This window comes from Micromonospora sp. NBC_01655 (genome assembly GCF_026339755.1).
In the GTDB taxonomy this organism is placed as follows: domain Bacteria; phylum Actinomycetota; class Actinomycetes; order Mycobacteriales; family Micromonosporaceae; genus Micromonospora.
On sequence record NZ_JAPEQF010000001.1, the window covers coordinates 2,802,315 to 2,823,590 of the forward strand.

Annotated in this window: 17 protein-coding genes and 1 pseudogene; 11 read left to right on the plus strand and 7 right to left on the minus strand. The window is 73.3% G+C overall.

The window, feature by feature from the left end:
* The first annotated feature begins 161 nt into the window (after positions 1 to 161).
* The 9 genes from OOK41_RS13200 to OOK41_RS13240 all read left to right on the plus strand — a co-directional run bounded on the left by OOK41_RS13200 (position 162) and on the right by OOK41_RS13240 (position 11,033).
* Complete coding sequence (locus OOK41_RS13200) at positions 162 to 1,118, plus strand: MurR/RpiR family transcriptional regulator (protein WP_266264940.1); 957 nt, start codon at positions 162 to 164, stop codon at positions 1,116 to 1,118.
* Complete coding sequence (locus tag OOK41_RS13205; RefSeq protein ID WP_266264942.1) at positions 1,115 to 1,864, plus strand: SIS domain-containing protein; 750 nt, start codon at positions 1,115 to 1,117, stop codon at positions 1,862 to 1,864. Before OOK41_RS13200 ends, OOK41_RS13205 begins: the two co-directional genes overlap by 4 nt.
* A gap of 26 nt (positions 1,865 to 1,890) precedes the next feature.
* Positions 1,891 to 3,303 carry an N-acetylglucosamine/diacetylchitobiose ABC transporter substrate-binding protein gene (gene ngcE / locus OOK41_RS13210; RefSeq protein WP_117669618.1) on the plus strand — a complete coding sequence of 471 codons (1,413 nt, stop codon included), beginning with the start codon at positions 1,891 to 1,893 and terminating at the stop codon, positions 3,301 to 3,303.
* 42 nt (positions 3,304 to 3,345) lie between these two features.
* On the plus strand, positions 3,346 to 4,287 hold the full coding sequence (locus OOK41_RS13215; RefSeq protein WP_117669617.1) for a carbohydrate ABC transporter permease: 942 nt from the start codon (positions 3,346 to 3,348) through the stop codon (positions 4,285 to 4,287).
* A 168-nt stretch (positions 4,288 to 4,455) separates the two neighbouring features.
* Positions 4,456 to 5,259 carry a carbohydrate ABC transporter permease gene (locus OOK41_RS13220; RefSeq protein WP_243639825.1) on the plus strand — a complete coding sequence of 268 codons (804 nt, stop codon included), beginning with the start codon at positions 4,456 to 4,458 and terminating at the stop codon, positions 5,257 to 5,259.
* A gap of 123 nt (positions 5,260 to 5,382) precedes the next feature.
* Positions 5,383 to 7,089, plus strand: coding sequence for a bifunctional 3'-5' exonuclease/DNA polymerase (locus OOK41_RS13225; protein ID WP_266267807.1), 1,707 nt, complete (start codon positions 5,383 to 5,385; stop codon positions 7,087 to 7,089).
* 436 nt (positions 7,090 to 7,525) lie between these two features.
* A complete protein-coding gene (locus OOK41_RS13230; RefSeq protein WP_117669615.1) occupies positions 7,526 to 8,119 on the plus strand; it encodes an NTP transferase domain-containing protein in 594 nt (197 codons plus the stop codon).
* 98 nt (positions 8,120 to 8,217) lie between these two features.
* The gene (locus tag OOK41_RS13235; RefSeq protein WP_266264946.1) at positions 8,218 to 9,246 is read left to right on the plus strand and encodes a phosphotransferase; all 1,029 of its coding nucleotides are present in this window, start codon (positions 8,218 to 8,220) and stop codon (positions 9,244 to 9,246) included.
* A 503-nt stretch (positions 9,247 to 9,749) separates the two neighbouring features.
* The gene (locus OOK41_RS13240) at positions 9,750 to 11,033 is read left to right on the plus strand and encodes a glycosyltransferase (protein WP_117669612.1); all 1,284 of its coding nucleotides are present in this window, start codon (positions 9,750 to 9,752) and stop codon (positions 11,031 to 11,033) included.
* A gap of 87 nt (positions 11,034 to 11,120) precedes the next feature.
* On the opposite strand, the gene OOK41_RS13245 is transcribed toward OOK41_RS13240, so the two are convergent.
* The 5 genes and pseudogenes from OOK41_RS13245 to OOK41_RS13265 form a co-directional block, all read right to left on the minus strand.
* Positions 11,121 to 11,930 (minus strand): metal-dependent hydrolase, encoded by an 810-nt coding sequence (locus OOK41_RS13245; RefSeq protein ID WP_117669611.1) that lies wholly within the window; start codon positions 11,928 to 11,930, stop codon positions 11,121 to 11,123.
* 216 nt (positions 11,931 to 12,146) lie between these two features.
* Positions 12,147 to 13,301, minus strand: coding sequence for a hypothetical protein (locus OOK41_RS13250; protein WP_266264950.1), 1,155 nt, complete (start codon positions 13,299 to 13,301; stop codon positions 12,147 to 12,149).
* A 76-nt stretch (positions 13,302 to 13,377) separates the two neighbouring features.
* Positions 13,378 to 13,806 (minus strand): annotated as a pseudogene (locus OOK41_RS13255) (protein kinase); the annotation flags it as partial.
* 150 nt (positions 13,807 to 13,956) lie between these two features.
* Positions 13,957 to 14,256 carry a hypothetical protein gene (locus OOK41_RS13260; protein WP_243639808.1) on the minus strand — a complete coding sequence of 100 codons (300 nt, stop codon included), beginning with the start codon at positions 14,254 to 14,256 and terminating at the stop codon, positions 13,957 to 13,959.
* A gap of 102 nt (positions 14,257 to 14,358) precedes the next feature.
* On the minus strand, positions 14,359 to 16,302 hold the full coding sequence (locus OOK41_RS13265) for an amylo-alpha-1,6-glucosidase (RefSeq protein WP_266264952.1): 1,944 nt from the start codon (positions 16,300 to 16,302) through the stop codon (positions 14,359 to 14,361).
* A gap of 42 nt (positions 16,303 to 16,344) precedes the next feature.
* Between OOK41_RS13265 and OOK41_RS13270 the strand changes: the two genes are divergently transcribed.
* Positions 16,345 to 19,071: a glucosidase gene (locus OOK41_RS13270; protein ID WP_266264953.1), complete on the plus strand. Its 2,727-nt coding sequence runs from the start codon at positions 16,345 to 16,347 to the stop codon at positions 19,069 to 19,071.
* 63 nt (positions 19,072 to 19,134) lie between these two features.
* Positions 19,135 to 19,845 (plus strand): HAD family hydrolase, encoded by a 711-nt coding sequence (locus OOK41_RS13275; protein WP_266264954.1) that lies wholly within the window; start codon positions 19,135 to 19,137, stop codon positions 19,843 to 19,845.
* Between the two features lie 448 nt (positions 19,846 to 20,293).
* On the opposite strand, the gene OOK41_RS13280 is transcribed toward OOK41_RS13275, so the two are convergent.
* Together OOK41_RS13280 and OOK41_RS13285 are read right to left on the minus strand one after the other, a co-directional pair.
* Entirely contained in the window at positions 20,294 to 20,569 is a 276-nt protein-coding gene (locus tag OOK41_RS13280; protein WP_117669606.1) for a hypothetical protein, read from the minus strand.
* Between the two features lie 47 nt (positions 20,570 to 20,616).
* Positions 20,617 to 21,048, minus strand: coding sequence for a hypothetical protein (locus OOK41_RS13285; RefSeq protein ID WP_117669605.1), 432 nt, complete (start codon positions 21,046 to 21,048; stop codon positions 20,617 to 20,619).
* Positions 21,049 to 21,276: the final 228 nt, after the last annotated feature.

Sequence of the window (21,276 nt, forward strand, 5' to 3'; positions counted from 1 at the left end):
TCATGCTGGTCGGCCCGGCTGCGCGAGGCAAGATTCCCGGCCCGGGCGGCGCTGTGCGCCAGGTAACAGTTTGAAAACTTCGACCACGGTCTTGACAGGGAGGGCCCTTCAGTAAGAACTTTTACCACTAACAGTTAACACTCTTTCTCGAAAGGCGTCCCATGGTGGATCACGAGGTGGACACCCCCGCGGGGGCCGCCGTGGTCGACGCCGACACGGCCGACCGGCGGGGTGGGCTCCCCGCCGACGGTGTGCTGGTCCGGGTCCGGGCCGGCGTCGGGGAGCTGACGGGGGCGCTCCGCCGGGTCGCCGAGCACGTGCTCAGCGACCCGGAGGCCGCCGCCCGGGCGACCATCGTCGAGCTGGCCGAGCGCAGCGGCACCTCCCCGGCCACCATCACCCGGTTCTGCCGGGCGATGGGCTTCGAGGGGTACGCGGACCTGCGCCTCGGCATCGCCGCCGAGACCGGCCGGGCCCGCTCCGCCGGCTGGACCGTCGACATCGGCCGGGAGATCCAGCCCGGCGACCCCCTGGAGCGGGTGCTCGGCCAGATCATGGCGGCCGACACCCGGGCCATGCACGACACCGCGGCGCTGCTCGACCTGACCGAGGTCGAGCGGGCGGCGGTGGCCATCGCCGGCGCCAGCCGGGTCAACATCTTCGGCGCCTCCGGCAGCGCCCTCGTCGGCGCGGAGATGCAGTTCAGTCTGCACCGCATCGGGGTGGCCGCCTGGGCCTGGAGCGACGTGCACGAGGGGCTGGCCAGCGCCGCGCTGCTGGGCCCCGGTGACGTGGCGCTGGGCATCTCGCACACCGGGCAGACCCGGGAGACCATCGAGATGCTCGCCGAGGCGGGCAGCCGGGGCGCGAGCACCGTCGCCCTCACCGGCTTCCCCCGCTCGCCGCTGGCCGAACTGGCGGACATCGTGCTGCTCACCGCGAGCCAGGCCACCACCTTCCGGCCGGACGCGCTGTCCGCCCGGCACCCGCAACTCGTCGTGCTCGACCTGCTCTACATCGCGGTGGCGCAGCGCACCCACGCCCGCGCCCACGCGGCCTTCCGGCGCACCGCCCAGGCCGTCGACGGGCACAAGGCCGCGAAGGGGGCCACCGCATGATCAGCGCACAGGGGTACGCCGACGCCGTCCGTCCCGTCCTCGACCGGGTCGTCGACTCGCAGGCGGAGGCGGTCGGCCGGGCCGCCGACCTGATCGTCGCCAGCCTGCGCGCCGGCGGGGTGCTCCAGGCGTTCGGCGCCGGCCACTCCGAGGCGTTCGCCGCCGAACTGGTGGCCCGGGCCGGCGGGCTGGTCCCGACCAACCGGCTCACCCTGCACGACCTCGTGCTGCACGGCGACGCGCCCCGCGACGTGCTCGCCGATCCGAAGCTGGAACGCGACCCGGCCGTCGCCCACCAGCTCTACGCCCTGGCCGCCCCGCACCCGCGGGACGTCTTCCTGATCGCGTCCCAGTCCGGCATCAACGGCTCGGTGGTCGAGCTGGCGACGCTGGTCAGGGGCAACGGCCACCCGCTGATCGCGGTCACGTCCGTCGAGCACACCGCGCGGGTCGCCCCTCGGCACCCGTCGGGGCACCGGCTCGCCGACCTCGCCGACGTCGTGCTGGACAACGGCGCGCCGTACGGCGACGCACTGCTGCCGCTCGAGGGCGGCGGCGCGGTCTGTGCGGTCTCCTCGGTCACCGCCGCGCTGCTGGCGCAGCTACTGACCGCCGAGGTCGTACGACGGTTCCACCAGGCCGGAGAGGTACCCCCTATCTACCTCTCCGCCAACGTCCCCGGTGGGGACGAGCACAACCTCGCCCTCGAGTCGAGGTACGCCGGGCGTCTCCGGCGTACCGCCTGATTCGACACCACAAGGAGAGACAAAAGATGTCGGTTACCCCCGAGCACCCGGCCGACCTGAGCCGCCGGACCCTGCTGCGGCGCGCCGCCGCCGCGGGCCTGCTCGTCACTCCCGCCGCCGGTCTGCTCAGCGCCTGCGCCGGCAGCGAGCCGAGCAAGTCCGACGACTCCGGGGCCGCCAAGAGCAAGGACAACCCGTTCGGCCTGAAGGACGGCAGCGCCGTCAAGGTGGTCATCTTCAACGGCGGCCTCGGCGACCAGTGGGCCAAGGAGGACAAGACCGTCTTCAACGCCAAGCACGCGGGCGTGACGGTCAACATGAGCTCCACCCAGAAGATCAAGACCGAAGAACAGCCGAAGATGTCGACGCAGCCGAGCGACCTCGTGATGAACTCGGGCGCGGACATGATGGACATCAGCACCCTGGTCAACGAGGGCGCCATCGAGCCGCTGGACGACCTGCTCGCCGCCCCGGCCTGGGACGGCGAGGGCACCGTCGCCGACACGCTGCTGCCGGGCACCGTCGAGGACGGCACCTTCCAGGGCAAGTTCTTCGTGGTCAACGTGGCCTACACCGTCTGGGGCAACTGGTACAACGGCGCGCTGTTCACCAAGGAGGGCTGGGAGCCGCCGAAGACGTTCGACGAGTTCTTCGCCCTGGCGCCGAAGATCAAGGCCAAGGGCATCGCCCCGTACGTGCACGACGCGGTGCACGGCTACTACCCGCGCTGGGCGCTGATGGCGACGATCTGGAAGTCGGCCGGTCGGCAGGTCGTCATCGACATCGACAACCTGAAGGAGAACGCCTGGAAGGCGGACGGCGTCCTGCCCGCCCTGCAGGCGTGGGAGAAGCTGGTCAAGGACAAGCTGCTCCTGCCGGGCAACCTCAACCACACCCAGTCGCAGCAGGCGTGGCTCGACGGCAAGGCGGCGTTCATCCAGGTCGGCACCTGGCTGAAGAACGAGATGGCGGCGACGATCCCGCCGGGCTTCGAGATGAAGCTGTCGGACTACTGGGGCCTGGGCGCCACCGACAAGGCGCCCAAGGACGTCTTCGCCGGTGCCGGCGAGGGCCTGGTGGTGCCGAGCAAGGCCCCGAACAAGGCGGCGGCGAAGGAGTTCCTGCGGGCCGTGCTGTCCAAGTCCGGCTCCACCAAGTTCGCGGAGCTGACCAAGTCGCTCGCCTCCACCAAGGGCTCCGGCGACGGGGTGCAGGACTCGGCGCTGTCCACCGCCAACGAGCTGATGAAGAACGCGCCCAAGGACCTGATCAAGGCCAAGTTCTTCGACTTCTACGCCGACCTGGACAAGGAGAGCCAGAACCTCTCCGAGGAGCTGATGGCCGGCCGGCTCAACGCGCAGCAGTTCGTCGACAAGATGCAGGCGGCCGCCGACAAGGTCGCCAAGGACTCGTCGATCAAGAAGCAGACCCGCGCCTGATGGCGGCGACGGACCACTGATCCGAACGAGAGAGTGAGTGGAATGCGGCACGGTGTCGCGCGCTTCGTCACGGGCTTCCTGGCCCTCCCCGTCGCGCTGTACCTCTTCTACGTGGTGTGGCCCTTCGCCCAGGCAGCCGGATACTCGCTGACCAGTTGGGGAGGCTACTCCGACAAGCAGGAGTTCGTCGGGTTGGACAACTACGTCCGGCTGTTCTCCGACGAACTGATCAGGAAGGCGTTCTGGCACAACGTGTTCTTCCTGGTGACCGTGCCGCTGTTCACGATCGCGCTGGCCCTGTTCCTCGCGTTCCTGCTCAACGTGGGCGGACGCGAGGACAGGGCCGGCATCCGGGGCATCTTCGGCTCCGGGATCTACAAGGTCATCTTCTTCTTCCCGCAGGTCCTGTCACTCGTGGTCATCGCCGTGATGTGGCAGCAGATCTACCGGTCCGACGGGCAGGGCCTGATCAACGGCCTGCTGATAAAGGTCGGGCTGGTCGACGCGGACAACCCGATCGCCTTCACCGCCGACCCCGAGCCCTTCCTCGGCGTGCCCGCGGTGCTCTGGTGGCTGCTGTTGATCGCGGTGTGGAGCGGCGCCGGCTTCTACATGGTGCTCTTCTCCGCCGCGATGCAGTCGATCCCGAAGGACATCTACGAGGCGGCCATCCTCGACGGCGCGGGCCGGTTCCACACCTTCTTCCGGATCACCCTGCCGCTGCTGCGGGACACCATCTCCGTGGCCTGGGTCTACCTGGGCTTCATCGCGCTGGACATGTATGCCCTGGTCTTCGTCATGACGCCCAGCCAGGGCGGGCCCAACCACGCCAGTGAGATCTTCGCGTCGGTGCTCAACTTCACCGCGTTCCAGAAGGGCCAGTTCGGTTACGCCTGCGCGATGGGTGTCTCGCTGGCCATCTTCACGATCCTGCTGGCCGCGCTCCAGCTCCGGATCACCCGCCGTGAGCGGATCGAGTACTGAGGAGGCTGGACGATGAGCACGGTGACCCACCCGTCCGGTGACCGGACCAGCCCGAAGCGGCACACCCCGCCGCCCGCCACGCCCGACGGCGTCCTGAGCCGTGGCCGCGAGCTGGGCGGACGCATCTTCAACGGTTTCTCGCACGTGTTCCTGGCGGTCTGGGCCGTCATGGTGATCTACCCGCTGCTGTGGGTGGTGATGTCGGCGCTCAAGGACGACTCGCAGGTCATCCGCGAGCCGCTGTCGCTGATCCCGGACGAGCTGCACTGGGACAACTTCAGCCGGGCCTGGGGCGAGGGCCACCTCGGGGCGTTCTTCCTGAACACCCTGCTGGTCCTGGTCGGCAGCGTCTTCCTGACCATGCTGCTCGGCTCGATGGCCGCGTACGTGCTGGCCCGCTACGAGTTCCCCGGCAACCGGCTGATCTACTACATGTTCCTGTCGGGCCTGACGCTGCCCATCTACCTCGCCGCGGTGCCGCTGTTCAAGGGCGTCTACAACCTGGGGATCGCGTTCCCGCTGCTGGGCCCGAACAAGCACCTCATGCTGATCTTCGTGTACGTGGCCTGGTCGCTGTCGTTCACGATCTTCTTCATGCACTCGTTCTTCCGGACGCTGCCGAACTCGATCGCCGAGGCGGCGATGGTCGACGGGGCCTCGCACAGCCGGCTGTTCTTCAGCGTCATGCTGCCGATGTCCAAGCCCGGTTTGATCAGCATCGGCATCTTCAACGTGCTGGGCCAGTGGAACCAGTGGTACCTGCCGACGCTGCTGATGCAGTCGGTGGCGGGCGAGCCCAAGAACCAGGTGATCTCCCAGGGGCTGATCGAGCTGTCGGTCAACCAGGGCTACAAGTCCGACTGGTCCGGCCTGTTCGCCGGGGTGACCATGGCGATGCTGCCGGTGCTCATCGTCTACATCGTCTTCCAACGCCAGGTCCAGTCCGGCCTAACCGCCGGCGTAGGCAAGTAACCCACCCCCACTGCGGGCGCAAATTCACGGAAAGAGTGGCCATTCGACGCGGAATGGCCACTCTTTCCGGGAAAGAGCGCGGCCAGCCCGACGGCGTCCGGAGCGCGGGTGGTGGGGCGCGGACTGTCACAGGGGCGAGGCAGAATCACGTTCGTGCTGGTGGCGGTGGTGTCGGATGACCGGGGCGGGGGAGTCCTGCAACCCCTCGACCCCGCCGGCCGGCCCACCGCCCCCGCCGAGCCGGTGGCCGACCTCGCCGCCGCGGTGGCCGCCCGGGAGGCCGCCGAGCACCCGCGCTGGGTCTGGGCCTGCGGCGCCGCCGGTTACCCGGCGCTGCTGCGCGCCGGGGTCCGGCTCGACCGCTGCCACGACGTGGAGCTGACCGAGTCGCTGCTGCTCGGGCACGCCGGCCGCTGGGGCGAGCCCCGCTCGTTCGCCGCAGCCTGGGCCCGGTTCAGCGGGGCACCGGTGCCGCCCGACCCGCCGCCCCGCCCGGCCGAGCCGCCGGGCCACGGCCAGGGCGCGCTCTTCGACGCGCTGCCAGGGCCGCCGGGCCCCGGCGTCGAGGCCCTGACCCGGGTGTACGCCGACCAGCTCGCCCGGATCGCCGCCACCGAGCACCCCGGCCGGTTCCGCCTACTGGTGGCCGCCGAGTCGGCCGGCGCGCTGATCGCGGCCGAGATGGGTGCGACCGGCCTGCCCTGGCGGGCCGAGGTGCACGACGAGATCCTCACCGAGCTGCTCGGCGAGCCGTCCCCGGTCGGCGGCCCGCCCCGCCGGCTGGCCGAGCTGGCCGCCCGGATCGCCGAGGCGTTCGGGCTGCGCCGGCTGCACGCCGACTCCCCGGCCGAGCTGCTCAAGGCGTTCGCCCGGGCCGGGGTGGAGCTGCCCAACACCCGGGCCTGGGTGCTGCGCGGGGTCGACCACCCCGCGGTGCCGCTGGTGCTGGAGCACAAGGAGCTCTACCGGATCTGGACGGCGCACGGCTGGGCCTGGCGGGACGCCTGGGTGCGCGGCGGCCGGTTCCACCCGGAGTACGTCCCCGGCGGGGTGGTCTCCGGCCGGTGGGCCACCAGGGGCGGTGGAGCGTTGCAGATCCCGAAGGTGATCCGGCGGGCGGTGCTGGCCGACCCGGGCTGGCGGCTCGTCGTCGCCGACGCCGGACAGCTCGAACCGAGGGTGCTCGCCGCGGTCTCCGGCGACGCCCGGCTCGCCGCCGCCGGCGGGGCCGGCGACCTCTACGCCGCCCTCGCCCGGGACTCCTTCGGTGGCGACCGTGCCCGGGCCAAGCTGGCCCTGCTCGGCGCGATGTACGGGCAGACCGGCGGGATGGCCGTCCCCGCCCTCGCGGTGCTGCGGCGCAACTACCCGACCGCCTTCGCGTACGTCGAGGCGGCGGCCCGTACCGGCGAGGCTGGCGGGCTGGTCCGGTCCTGGCTGGGCCGGACGTGCCCGCCCGGCACGGCCGGGTTCGCCGACGGCGACGACGGCGGGGGCGACCCGGACGCGGCGGCCGACCCGCAGGGGCCGAGGGCCCGGGCGGCCCGCTCCCGGGGCCGGTTCACCCGCAACTTCGTCATCCAGGCGACGGCCGCCGAGTGGGCCTCGACCCTGCTGGCCACCCTGCGGACGGCGCTCGCCGGCACCGACGCCGAGCTGGTCTTCTTCCAGCACGACGAGGTGATCGTGCACTGCCCGGCGGCGCAGGCCGACGCGGTGGCCGCGGCGGTCCGGGCCAGCGGCGAGCGGGCCGCCGCGCTGCTGTTCGGCGACACCCCGGTCCGGTTCCCGCTGGACCTGTCCGTCGTCGATTGTTACGCCGACGCCTGACCGCCGCCCTGCGGCCAGCCCCGCCCCGCCGCCGGTCCGCCGCACCGCCCCGTCCGCAGCGGCGACCGGCTCCGGCGGGCGCGGTGGGGCTGTGCCGGTCAGGCGGGTTCCCGGGTGGACGCGCCCGCGCAGCAGCGCGAGGGCCACCGTGGCCACCCGGGGGTGTCGGGCCTCGGGCGGCGCCTGCCCCCGGGCGACGGCGCGGTCGGGGACCGCCAGCCAGCCGGCCGTCCCGGCGGCACCGGCCTGCTCCTGCGACTGGGCCAGCAGCTCCGGCTCCTCGCCGACACCCGGTCCTCGAACCGCCGCTGGCCGACGAGTACGGTCGCTGATACCGTCGCTGAGCCGACCCCCGGGGCGAATGTGGGCAAATATCCGTTTCGCCCCGACACTGATCTGTCGGGCGCTCGTTGCTTTCGGTGTGCGAATCGCAGGAATGATCATCGCAGCGGGCGGGGGACGCCGTCTCGGCGGCCCCGAGGCATTGCTCCACAAGGGCGAGCAATCCCTGGTGGACCGGATGATCGACACGATGACCGAGGCGGGCTGTGAACAGCTCGTGGTGGTGCTGGGCGCGGCGGCCGACCAGGTCCGGCAGACCGCCGACCTGAGCCGGGCCACCGTGGTGGTCAACCGCGCGTGGGGGACCGGGGTCGGCTCGTCGATCCGGGCGGGCCTGGCCGCGCTGACCGACGAGGCGGTCGAGGCGGTGGTGGTGGTGCCGGTGGACATGCCGGGGCTCACGCCGGCAGCGGTCCGGCGGGTGGCCGCGCTGCCGTACCCCGACGTGCTGGCCTGCGCCACCTACAGCGGGCTGCGCGGGTACCCGATGATCTTCGGCCGCCGGCACTGGGCCGGTATCGCCACCCTGGCCAGCGCGGACGTCGGCGCCCGGCCCTACCTGCTGGCGCACAAGGACCAGATCGTGGACATCTCCTGCGACTCGGTGGCCGACGGCAGCCGGGTCGACACCCCCGAACTGATGGCCCTGTACGGCCTGACCGTCCCACCCCAACGCATCGGCGCCTGACCCCCACCCCGCCCCACCCCACCCCACCACCCCGGCCGGGTGATCAAGGCGACGGGTGCCGTGCCACGGGCGGGTCGGCAGGACGTAGGGTCGAACGGGTGCCCCGTCCCCCCGTCGACCTGGTGCCCGCCGACGAGCCGGCCGAGGAACTGACCCACAACCCGTTCAACGCGGTGACCGGTGGCATCTGGCGGACCCGCCGGCACGGCCGCCCGGCCGTACTGAAGCTGATCACCCCGCCCGGCCGCGAGGGGCCGGCGCACTGGGCCGGCAGCACCGACCCCGGGCACTGGAACTACTGGCGGCGCGAGGTCGAGGCGTACCGCAGCGGCCTGGCCGGCCGGGCCTTCGCCGACGCCGGGTTGGCCGCGCCCGAGACGCTGGCGGTCGACGAGCGTCCGGACGGCACCGTGGCGCTCTGGCTGGCCGACGTCGGCGGGCGGCCCGGCACCGCCGGCACGGTCGCCGACCTCGGTGACGCCGCGCGCCGCCTCGGCGCCGGGCACGCCGCCTGGCTCGGCCGGTCGCCCGGTTACGACTGGCTGGCCCGGGACTGGCTGCGCGACTACACCCTGACCCGGCCGGTCGTCGAGCCGGTGCCGTGGGACCACCCGGTCGCCGTGGCCGCGTGGCCCGCGCCGCTGCGCGCCGCCCTGCGCGGGCTCTGGGACCACCGGCACGCGCTGCTGGCCGCCGTCGACGGGCTGCCGGGCACCCTGTGCCACCACGACTGCTGGCCGATGAACCTGGTGTTCGGCGACGCCGGCCCGGTGCTGCTGGACTGGTCGTTCGTCGGCCCCGGGCCGGTCGGGGAGGACGCCGCGAACCTGGTGCTGGACACCTTCCTCGACGGGCTGGTCGACGTCGCCCTGCTCGACGAGGTGGCGGCGACGGTCGTCGACCGGTACGCCGCCGGCCTGGCCGGGGCCGTCAGCCCGGACGTGGTCGTCCGCGCGGTCCGGCTCACCGGGGCGGCGAAGTACCTCTGGCTGGCCCCGCTGATGCTCTGCCGGGCCGGGGGCGGCACGGTGCAGAGCTACGACCGGCGCGGCGAGATCGAGATGTTCGCCGGCCGCCGGCCGGTGCTGGAGCTGCTCGCCCGCTGGGCGGACGAGCAGCTCCGCTGAGCGCGCCGGCCGCCGCCCCGGAGGGGCGGCTGTGGAGCGCGCGGACGGCTGCGCAGCGTGGGGACGGTCAGGAGCGCCGCGCTCGTGCAGTCGGCGCAGCATGACACCGTGCTGACGGAGACCCGCGCGAGGCGGGCGACGTCGTGCATGGTGGCCATCGCGCACCTCCTCCAGCGGTGGGCCGGCGAGCCTCGCGGGCTGTGTCGAAACGCTTCGACGAAGCGTTTCGGCAGACCGGCCGCCCCCTCGATCACCGGTGGTGCGGCACGCTCGGTGAGCGGCGCTGCGGCGACCCGCCGCCCGGCCCGACCCGCGTGATCGGGCCGCCCCGCGTGCTCGGGCCGCCCCGCGCGGATCACGCCCGACGATGCGTGATCGCCCGCTCGGCGGGAGTCGGTCGGGACGGATCGCGGGGGAGGAATACGAATGACCCTCATGGATGATGGTCCCCGGCATTCGGCGACAGCTACGTTGTTACGCCCCGACCACACGGAGTCGCCACAATGTCCTCTGGCGCCGCAACGCCGATGATCTCCGTCATTATTCCCACCTACAACCGCTCCCGTCTGTTGCGCAGCACGCTGACGGCACTGGCCGACCAGCATGCATCGACGGACGTCTTCGAGGTCGTCGTCGCCGACGACGGGTCGACCGACGACACCCGCCAGACGGTGGAGGACTTCACCGACCGGCTCCGCCTGCGGTACCACTTCCAGGAGGACCTGGGCTTCCGCGCCGGCGCCGCCCGCAACGCCGGTGCCCGGCTCGCCCGTGGCGCGATCCTGGCCTTCGTGGACAGCGGCATCCTCCCCGGCCCCGACTTCGTCACCGGGCACCTGGCCGCGCACCGCGAGCCCGGCCCGGCCCGGGCGGTGGTCGGCTACACCTACGGGTTCCGTCCCGAGCACCCGACACCAGGACTGGAGGAGATCCTCCGGACGCACACCCCCGAGGAGGTCGTGCGCGACTACGGCGCCGTCCCGGCATTCCAGGACTCCCGGCACTCCCTCTTCGCGACCGCCCGCTTCTACCTCGCCCGTACGGCGCTGCCGTGGCAGCTGTTCTGGACGTGCAACTGTTCCGTCCCGGCGGCGGAGTTCTGGGCCGTCGGCGGCTTCGACGAGGACTTCCGCTCCTGGGGCGCCGAGGACACGGAGTTGGGCTTCCGCCTGTACCGGCACGGCCTGTCGTTCGAGGTCAGCCGCGAGGGCTGGGCGGTGGACTCGCCGCATCCGCGTCGGTCGGACCCGGACCTCAGCGACAACCGCAGCAACATGCTCACGTTCCTGCACAAGCATCCCGAGCCGGTGCTGGAACTGCTCTGGGCCTGGTACTCCAAGCACCTGCCCCAGCTTGAGGACACCCGCGACTGGCACGTCAGGCTGGAACTGCCCGCCGTCCGCCGGGCGGTCAACCGGGCCCGCAGCCTGGACGTGACGGCGGAGCTGGCCCACCTGCGCGACACCCTGCCGCCGGGCACCCGGGTCGCCGTGTTCGGCTGCGGCGGCGAACTGCCGGCCGGGTTCCCGCCCGCCGACCTGTTCGACTACGACGAGACGCTGCGCCAACGGCTGCCCACCGACCCGGCACACCCCACCCACCACGCCATCGGCATCCGCACCGTCCTGCCCGACGCCGCCGTCGACGTCGTCCTGATCACCTCCCGGCTCACCCCACTGTGGCGACGCTGGCGCACCCACATCCTGGCCGAGGCCCACCGCATCGGCCGATCCGTACGCGGGCCGCTGTTGGAGGCCGCCGAGCCCGCGTCCGACACGGCCGGCTGATCCGCCGGGGCCGAGGTCGGTGCCGCCGGGAACCGGCGGGCGGCACCGACCTCGGCGGGCGGGTCGTCGACGCGAGCCCGGGCGCGGTCAGATCTCGATGTTGAACTTCCGCAGCACCGAGGGGGCGACCAGGCCTACGGCGGCCAGCACGGCGACGGCGGTCATCGCGGCGCGCAGCACGATCACCTCGGCCTTGCTGCCGGTGCGCAGGGCGATGCTGTTCGGCAGGCCGACCATCGTCCACATCCGGCGCTTGATCGGGATCGGCCAGAGGATCGGCACCCCGGCCCGGGTGATCATGTCGCCGAGGATGTGCACGAAGCAGCCCACCCCGACGGCCAGCCCGATCAGCGGGTATCCCCGGTCGCCGGGCAGGTTGGCGAAGGTGTACCAGGCGGCGGCGGCCGAGGTCAGCGTCACGATCACCCAGCCGGCACGCTCGGCCCACCGGTCGAACAGCCCGCGCAGGGCCAGCCCGAACATGAAGAACAGGATGCCGACCACGGCCCACTTGCCGTACGCCGCGCACAACGTGGTGGTGCCCCAGCCGACCAGCACGGTGAACGGGATGGTGTGGGTCAGGGTGCGGTGGCCGTTGTTGCGCCGCGGGTCCTTGCTCAGCTTCGTGGCGTAGTAGACGCCGAGCGAGATCTTCTCCATCACCTCGGCGACGAAGAGGCTGAACACCCCGAACGTGCGGGCCACCGTGGCGCCGCCCTGGTTGCGGGTCACCTTGCCGGACAGGTCGAGGTCGGGGAAGAGCGCCCCGCCCGCGCAGACCGCGGTGCCGACCGCCAGTGCCAGCGGCGACTGGTGGTAGTCGGCGAACTGGTCGAGCGCCCAGGACCCGGTCAGCCACACCGCCGCGCCGGACAGTGCGTGGGACGGTCCCATCATGACGCCTCGCCCTCCCCAGGGATCTTGATCGACAAACTACGCCACTCTGGCAGAGCCGCCGCCCGAGGGCAATCACCCGGACGGTCCACAGGGGACGGTGTCGGGCTGCGGCGGGTGCGCGTCGCCTCCCTGGGCACCGTACCGGGGGGATCCGACACTTCCCCGTCCGGCGCGCCCCACCCGAACCGGGGGCGGATCTCGGCAGGGGACCGGCGCTCAGCCCGGGTCGCCGGGCCGGAAGCTGACCCGCACCCTGTTCCGCTCGGTCGCGCCGGCCGACCAGTCCGCGTCGGGGCCGCTCCAGGCCAGCGACCACGCCCGGGCCTCGCGTGGGATCAGTTGCACCGCGCGCAGCCGGGCCCCGTACGGGGCGTCCCAGGTGGCCTCCCACTCCGCTCCCCGGCCGGCGACCGTCTCCAGCCGGATCCTGGCGTACCCGGGCAGGGCGCCCGCGTCCAGCGCGCGCCACTCGTTCGACCGTAGTCGGGTCAGTGCGGCGGCGGCGGGATCGCCCGCCGGGGCGACGGTCAGCACCCGGCGGGCCGTCGGGTCCTGGAAGCACACCGCGACCCCCTGCCGGTAGTGCCGCCAGCCGGGCGGCACGGCGAGCCGGAACCCGGCCGGGTCGGCGTACCAGCGCCAACCGACCGGCAGCCGGAGCCGCTCGCCCCGGGCGGGGGAGACGGTGGGGGCGGGTTTGCCGGCGGGGTAGGGCCGCAGGCAGGGGAAGGGCGGGGGCGGTACGCCTCCGTCGGGCGGCGGCGCGCCCGGCGGCCCCGCCCAGGGCTCGGCTCCCGGTCGCCCGGCCCCGGTCCCCGGCGGCGCCCCCCGCTCGTGCTCGCGTTGCCCGAGCGCGATCGCGGTGGAGACCGCGGCGAGCGCGGCGAACGCCCCGGCCGCCACGGCCAACGGCCAGCGCCGGCCACCCGATCCGGCCGCATCGCCACCTGGGCCGGCGGTGCCCCGGCCAGCGGCGCCGGGGGTGCCGCTGGCCCAGGTGGCGAAGGTGTCGGGGCCCCCGCCGGCGGACGCCGGGCCGGCGGGGCCGGACGGTCCGGGGACGCTGTCCGGGTCGAGGAGGTCCGGTGGCAGCACCGCGGCCGGCGCGGCGAGGGCCAGGGGGCACGGCTGCCCGATCCCGGTGGCGGCCGAGGCCAGCCGCCGCGTCTCGTCGTGGCCGGTGCGGTCGCGCGGCTCGCGGCGCAGCAGGCCGGCCAGGACCGGGCGCAGCGGGCCGGCGTGCGGCGCCGCGTCGGGCGGCCGGGTGGCCAGGGCACTCAGCGTCGCCATCGCGGTGCTGCGGGCGTACGGGGACCGGCCCTCGACGGCCGAGTGCAGGGTCGCCCCGAGCGACCACAGATCCGCCTCCACGCTGGAGCGCCCCCTCGGCGGCCCGCTCCGGGGCGACGAACTGCGGCGAGCCGAGCACCAGGCCCGGCCGGGTCATCGCCCCGTCCCCGCCGTCGAACACGGCCAGCCCGAAGTCGGTGAGCATGACCCGCCCGTCGTGGGCGATCAGCACGTTGGCCGGCTTCACGTCGCGGTGCAGCACCCCGGCGTGGTGCGCGGCGCGCAGCGCGGCCAGCAGCGCCAGCCCGATCACCGCGGCCTGCCGGGGCGACACCGGCCCGGACGCGTCCAGCACGTTCTGCAACGACCGGGACGGGACGTACTCCATGATCAACCACGGGTCGTCGCCCACCGACACCACGTCGTAGACCCGGACCACGTTGGGGTGGTTCAGCCGGGCCGCCGTCCGGCCCTCCCGCAGGGTGCGCAGGCGCAGCTCGTCGCGCTCGTCGTCGGACAACCAGGCCGGCGGGACGACCTGCTTGACCGCGACGTCGCGGTGCAGCACGTCGTCTCTCGCCGCCACACCCGGCCCATCCCGCCGCGACCCACGAGGTCGAGCAGGAGGTACCGGCCGGCGATCACTACCTGCTGCACCGTTCTCCTCCGCTGGCCGCGACGTACACCATAGCCAGCGGATCGGCGTCGACCTATCGGACGACAGGCCGGGAAACGGTCAGCAGGCCGCGGGCCCGGCCGTCAGCAGGTTCCCCTCCGGGATGACGATCCGGGCCCGCCCGGCGGCCAGCCGGCTCGCCGCCCGCCGGGCCTGGAACGTGTCGTGCTCGCGGCGGGCCGCGGCGTAGCTGCTCGCGGTGTGGGCGGCGATGGTCGCCCAGCCGTACCGCTCGCTGACCATGGTGCGGGCCCGGCGGGCCACCCGGCGGGCGAAGACCTCGTCGCCGGAGGAGCCGGTCGACCGCGCCGGCGGGCGCGTCCGGGTCGCTGTGCGGGCAGGGCCGTCGCCGGCGATCACCACCCGCAGCCCGGATGCCGACGACGCGCCCTGGATCGGGGACCTATCCGGCCCCCGGCCGGATAACCAGCGGAGACGTCACCGTTGCCGGGATGCAGAGCGCTACCGGCGGACCCGCCGGGCGCGCAGCACCTCGGCCACCGACCACGCCTGGAACGGGCAGCCGGTTGCGCCGTGCGGCGCCGCCCCGTCGGCGGTCTCGCTGACCGAACCCAGCCCGTACTCGGTCAGGTGCGCGTCGACGCCCACGAACAACCCGTCGACGTCGAGCTTCGCCCGCCGGGCGGCGTCCACGTACGGCCCGAGCAGCCACGGCCACACCGTGCCCTGGTGGTAGCCGCCGTCCCGCTCGGCCGGGCCGCCCCGGTGCCGGCCGACGTAGCCGGGGCAGTCGGGGGAGAGGCTGCGCGGCCCGAGCGGGGTGAGCAGCCCGGCGGCCACCCGGCGCAGGGTCGACTCGTCCGGCTCCAGCGGCGCGTACGGCAGCGACCAGGCCAGCAACTGGTTCGGCCGCAGCAGGTCGTCGTCGTGCAGCGGCGCCCCACCCAGCGGGTACGCGGGCGCGGGCGCGTCCACCACGTCGTGCAGCCAGCCGGCCGGCGAGGGGAAGCGGCCGGCGAACGAGGCGGTGGCCCGGGCGTGCAGCCGCCACAGCCCGTCGGCATCGGCGCCGGCCAGCTCGGTCAGCTCGGCCAGCCCCGCGAGGCCGTTGACCCACAGCGCGTTGACCTCCACCGGCTTGCCGGTGCGCGGGGTGACCGGCACCCCGTACACCCGGGCGTCCATCCAGGTCAGCGCCGTGTCCGGGGTGCCGCCCTGGGTGATCAGCCCGTCGGCCGGGTCGACGGCGATGCCGTACCGGGTGCCGGCCAGGTGCGCGTCGACCACCCCGCGCAGCGCGGGCAGCAGCTCGTCGCCGAGGTCGGTGTCGCCGGTGATGGTGACGTGCCGGCTCACCGCGTGCAGGAACCACAGCGTCGCGTCGACGGTGTTGTACTCCACCCGCCCGGTGTCGGCGGTGTTGGCGAGCATCCCCTCCGACAGGGTCGCCGCGTACGCCCGCAGCAGCTCCCGCCCCTCGTCGGCCCGGTCGGTGCTCAGGAAGAGCCCCTCGTAGGAGGTCATCGTGTCCCGCGACCAGGCGCCGAACCAGGGGTAGCCGGCGACCACGTCGGGGCCGGCGGCGGTGCGCACCACGAACGCGTCGGCGGCCAGCGCGAGGGTGGCCTCGACCGCGTCGGCGGGCGCGGCCCGCGCCACCACCCGCCGGTTGCGCCGCCGGGCCGCCGCGACGATCTCCTCCGCCGGGGGCGGTTCGGCGGCCAGGTCGCCGGCCCAGGCCAGTACCGACACCGTGTCGCCGGGGCGCTCCAGGGCACCGGAGAACCGGCCGGCGTGCCACACGTCCTCGTCCGGGTGCAGGCCCCGGGTCTCCTCCTCGCGGTGGTGCACCCCGACCCACCACTGGCCCTCCGGGGCCCAGCCCGGCCCGGCGAGCCGGAACGCGTCCTCCACCACGGCGCCGCCGTCCACCGGCTCGACCCGGGGCGCCGGGCCGTCCGCGCGCCGCTCGCCGTGCGCGTCCCGCCAGGTGCAGGCCGCCGACAGGTCCAGCCGGACCGGACCGCCGGCGACCAGCCGGTGCACCACGGCCACGCACGAGCGCCCGTACGCCATGGCCAGCTCGCGCTCGATCACCACATCGCCGACGCGCCACCGCCAGCGAGGCAGGCCGTCGGTCAGGTCGAAGCGTTCCAGCAGCTCGAAGCCGCGCGGGTCGACGTCGCCGGAGGACCACTCGTGCGCGCCGAGGCGCAGCCGCGCCCCGGAGGGGAGGGTGACCGTCGGGTCCAGGCTGACCAGTCCCATCCGTCGGGACGCCGGTGTCTGGCCGGGGATCACCAGCAGCCCGTGGTAGCGCCGGGTGCGCAGCCCGCACACGGTGCCCATCGCGTACCCGCCCAGGCCGTCCGGGACCAGCCACTCCCTGGTGGCCCCGCCGGTCAGCTCCCCGCACACCTGGGGGCCGAAACGAATGTCGATCAACTTTCCTCCACCAGCCGCGAGGTGTAACACGCCACGACGAGAATGGCCGCTGTGGTGAAGTACCCCGGCGGCGTCGAAGATAGGCACGTGATCACCGACGTGCCCCCCGCAACCGCGTCCGCAGCCGACGCTGAACGGCTCCGGCTGGCCCAGGCCGACTCGGGGGAGCAGGACTGGCGCGCATGGGGTCCCTATCTGTCCGAGCGGGCGTGGGGGACGGTACGGGAGGACTACAGCGAGCACGGTACGGCGTGGGACTACTTCCCCCACGACCACGCGCGGTCCAGAGCCTACCGGTGGAACGAGGACGGCATGGCGGGCGTCTGCGACGACCGGCAGACGTTCTGCTTCGCGCTCGCCCTGTGGAACGGCCGGGACCCGATCCTCAAGGAGCGGATGTTCGGCCTCGGCGGGGACGGCGGCAACCACGGCGAGGACGTCAAGGACTACTGGTGGTATCTGGACTCCACGCCCACCCACTCCTGGATGCGCTGGCGCTACCACTACCCCCAGGCCGCCTTCCCGTACGACGAGCTGGTCGCCGTCAACGCCCTGCGCGGTCGTGACGACACGGAGTACGAGCTGGTCGACACCGGCGTCTTCGACGACGACCGGTACTGGGCGGTGAGCGTCGACTACGCCAAGGCGTCCCCGACCGACATGTGCGTCGTGGTGACCGTCGCCAACCGGGGGGACACCGACGAGCGGCTGCACGTGCTGCCGTCGCTGTGGTTCCGCAACACCTGGGCGTGGGGACTGCCCGGCGGGGACCGGGTGCCCCGGATCGTCGGCTCCGCCGCCGGCTCCGGCTCCGCCGCCCGGCTGGTGGGCGAGCACTGGGTGCTCGGCCAGATCCTCCTGGAGGGCGACGGCGACCCGGTCCCGCTGCTGTGTGACAACGACACCAACGCCGAGCGGCTGTGGGGGTTGCCCGGCCGCTCGGCGTACCCGAAGGACGGGATCAACGACCACGTGGTCGACGGCGCGCCGACGGTCAACCCGGACCGGGTCGGCACCAAGGGCGCGCTGCACTACGTGTTCGACGTGCCGGCCGGCGGGCAGCGTCAGATCCGGCTGCGGCTGACCCGCACCGCCCCGCCGCCCGGCGACACGACGCCGCCCCGGGCCGACCTCGGGGACGGCTTCGACGCGGTGGTGTGGGCCCGGCGGGCCGAGGCGAACCGGTTCTTCGACAGTGTCGTCCCGGCCGCCGCCACCGCCGACGAGGCCCTCGTGGCCCGGCAGGCCATCGCCGGGCTGATGTGGGGCAAGCAGTTCTACCACTTCGACGTCAAGCGGTGGCTGGAGGGCGACCCCGGCTCGTCGCCCCCGCCGGCCGGCCGCCGGCACGGGCGCAACAGCCACTGGTGGCACATGACCAGCTTCGACGTGATCTCCATGCCGGATCCGTGGGAGTACCCCTGGTACGCGGCCTGGGACCTGGCCTTCCACTGCGTCAGCATCGCCCGGGTCGACCCGGGCTTCGCCAAGTCGCAGGTCCTGCTCCTGCTCCGCGAGTGGTACCTGCACCCCAACGGGCAGATCCCCGCGTACGAGTGGGCGTTCGGCGACGTGAACCCGCCGGTGCACGCCTGGGCCGCGCTGAAGGTCTTCGAGATCGACGGCTCCCGCGACCACGAGTTCCTGACCCGGGTGATGCACAAGCTGCTGCTCAACTTCACCTGGTGGGTCAACCGCAAGGACACCGGCGGCAACAACGTCTTCGAGGGCGGCTTCCTCGGGCTCGACAACGTCGGCCCGTTCGACCGCTCGGCGGCGTTGCCGGTGGCCGGGGTGCTGGAGCAGTCCGACGGCACCGGCTGGATGGGCATGTACGCGCTCAACCTGCTCGACATCGCCGTCGTCCTGGCCGAGCACGACCGCACCTGGGCCGACACCGCCACCAAGTTCTTCGAACACTTCGCCTACATCGCCGCCGCCGCGTACGAGCAGGGGCTGTGGGACGACGAGGACGCGTTCTTCTACGACGTGCTGCGGCTGGCCGACGGCAGCCAGGTGCCGCTGAAGGTGCGCTCGGTGGTCGGGCTGCTGCCGCTGGCCGCCACCACCCGGCTCACCGCGCGGACCCTGCGCCGGCTGCCCGAGCTGGGGGCCCGGCTGCGCTGGTTCCTCACCAACCGCCCCGAGTACGCCGACGTGATCGGCACCCGCCGGATCGGCCCGGACGGCAGCCAGCAGCGGCTGCTGTCCATGGTCGGCCCCGAGCAGGTGGTCCGGCTGTTGGCCCGGATGCTGGACCCCGACGAGTTCCTCTCCGAGTACGGCCTGCGCACGCTCAGCCGCGCCCACCTGGACAAGCCGTTCACCGTCACCCTCGGCGGGCAGGAGTTCAGCGTCGGCTACGAGCCGGCCGAGTCGACCAGCGGCCTGTTCGGCGGCAACTCCAACTGGCGCGGCCCGATCTGGATGCCGACCAACTTCCTGCTGATCAGCGCGCTGCGCGACTACGCCGCGTTCTTCGGCGACGACCTCCAGGTGGAGTACCCGACCAGGTCGGGGGTGAAGCGCACCCTCGACGAGATCGCCGACGACCTCTCCGCCCGGCTGATCGCGCTGTTCACCCGGGACGGCTGGGGCCGGCGGCCGATCTACGGGGCCGCCCAGCTCTTCCAGACCCACCCGGACTGGCGGGACCTGATCTGCTTCCCCGAGTACTTCCACGGCGACAACGGCGCGGGCCTGGGCGCGTGGCACCAGACCGGCTGGACGGCGCTGGTCGCCGACCTGATCCTCACCCTGCGCCGCTGACCCGCCGGCCCCCGTCCAGGCGCCGGCAGTACGGTGTCCCGGGCCGTGCGGAAGGGAAGAGCGATGGAACACGCCACCGGGCAGCGCCGGGACGCGCAGGTGCTGGTCTTCGACGCCGACGACACGCTGTGGGAGAACAACGTGCTGTTCGAGCGGGTGATCCACGACTACCTCGACTGGCTGGACCACCCCACGCTCGACCGGGTCGAGATCCGGAAGGTGCTCGACGACGTGGAGCGGGCCAACGCCGCCGTCCACGGGTACGGCAGCAAGGTCTTCCTGCGCAGCCTGGGTGAGTGCCTGGAGCGGCTGCGCGAGCGCCCCGCCACGGACGCCGAGCGCCGGGAGATCGACCTGCTGGCCGAGGCGCTCGTCGCGCACCGGGTCGAGCTGATGCCCTGGGTCGCCGAGACGCTCGACGCGCTGGCCGGGCGGCACCGGCTGCTGCTGCTCACCAAGGGTGACCTGGCGGAGCAGCAGCGCAAGCTGGACGCGTCCGGGCTGCTGCACCACTTCCACGCCGCGCACATCGTGCGGGAGAAGGACGCCGAGACCTACCGGTGGCTGGTCGGAGAGCACGACATCGACCCGGCCGACGCCTGGATGATCGGCAATTCCCCGAGGTCGGACATCCTGCCGGCGCGGGCGGCCGGGATGCGGGCGGTGTTCATCCCCAACGAGAACACCTGGGTGCTGGAGCACGACGACCTGGACCCGACGGACACCGGGGTGCTCCGGCTGGCCACCTTCCCGGACCTGCTCCGGCACTTCTGAGCCAGCCGTCCGGTCCTTGCCGAACGCCCCCGGACGGACCCGCTCCCGGTGGGAACAGCGCCGGGGGCGCTGACCGTGTTACGGGGACATGCCGGTTTTCAGCCTTGACATCAATCACCCCGCCGGGCAGCGGGAGAACCTTGTCCGACCTGCGGCGACGGGCCTAACCTGGGCCGGCGCTCGCGGCTCTTCGGGGTGAATCACGAGCGCGCCGAAGTCCGGCGGTGGGGCACCGTGGAGCTGAGTGCGAGCGGGCTGGCCCGTCGCGTTGAGCCCGGCGTGGGCGGCGTGCCGCGCCCACGCGCTCCTCGCGGCGGATTCCGCTGCCATGCCGGACGGCTGGTGGGTCAGGGCCGGGGAGTTGCGGACCCGGTCCTGACCCGTGCCGGCCCGTCGGGCCGACGCCACCGGTCCCGGGCAGGCCGGCGCCCGCGACCGCGACCGCGGGTCAGGAGATCTCGCCCCGGACGATCGCCACCGCGACCCGGCAGAACTCGTCCATGTCCGGCTGGAAGCCGGCGGCGATGTCCGGGTGCAGCCCGGACCGCGTCTCGTCCAGCAGCCGCTGGCAGACCTGCTCGACCGGTTCGCCCGCGTAGCTGGCCCGGATCCGCTCGGTGGCCGCCTGTAGAGCCGAGGTCAGCTGATCCTCCAGCGGACCCCGCAGTTTCTGCTGCACGGGGTCGAGCCCGCTCGGGTCGAGCGTGACATGTGGCTCCGACATCGGCGCTCCCTTCGTCGGCGTCCGCGGTACCCCACCGTGGACGTCGGTCAAACCCTGGCCGGCAGGGCGGCCACCCGTACCTGGTAGGAGAACTCCTCCGCCGGCTCCTCCAGGTACGACAGCCGGCGGATCTGCCGGTCGTCGGTGTAGAGGGCGACGTCGGCGAGGACCCCGAGGTGGGTCAGGCCGATCGTCGCGACCCGCTTCTTGTCCTGCAGCACCGCGCAGATCCCGCCGAGCAGGGTGCTGGCGTCGGAGGTGCGGTGCCCCGGCGGACAGCGCAGGGTCACCTCCACCTCCACCGACCCGTCCAGCGGGGTCCAGCCGGTGCGCTGGGCCGCCGAGCAGGCCGCCAGGAGCAGGGTCCGGACCCTCGCCGCCTGCCGGTGCCCGGCGGCGAAGATGGACAGGGCTTCGGTCTTCACCGGTGGCAGGCCGCTCACCTCGAACGTCAGGGCGAGAGCGCGGGTGTCCTGCACGACGGCACCTCCTCGTCGTCAACGATCCTGCCCAACCGGTGGACCGGCGGCGGGGGTTCGCTCGATTACCCACCGATCGGGCAGGCAGCGTCCGGCCGGAGGCGTATCGACTTCGACGGCGACGCGCTGGCAGCGGAGTGGGGGAACGCCAGGGAAACGCTAGTCGAACCGGCGGACGCTGGGTAGCATCGCCGGTCACGTGTCGGCGCGCCGGGGCGACGGACCGGC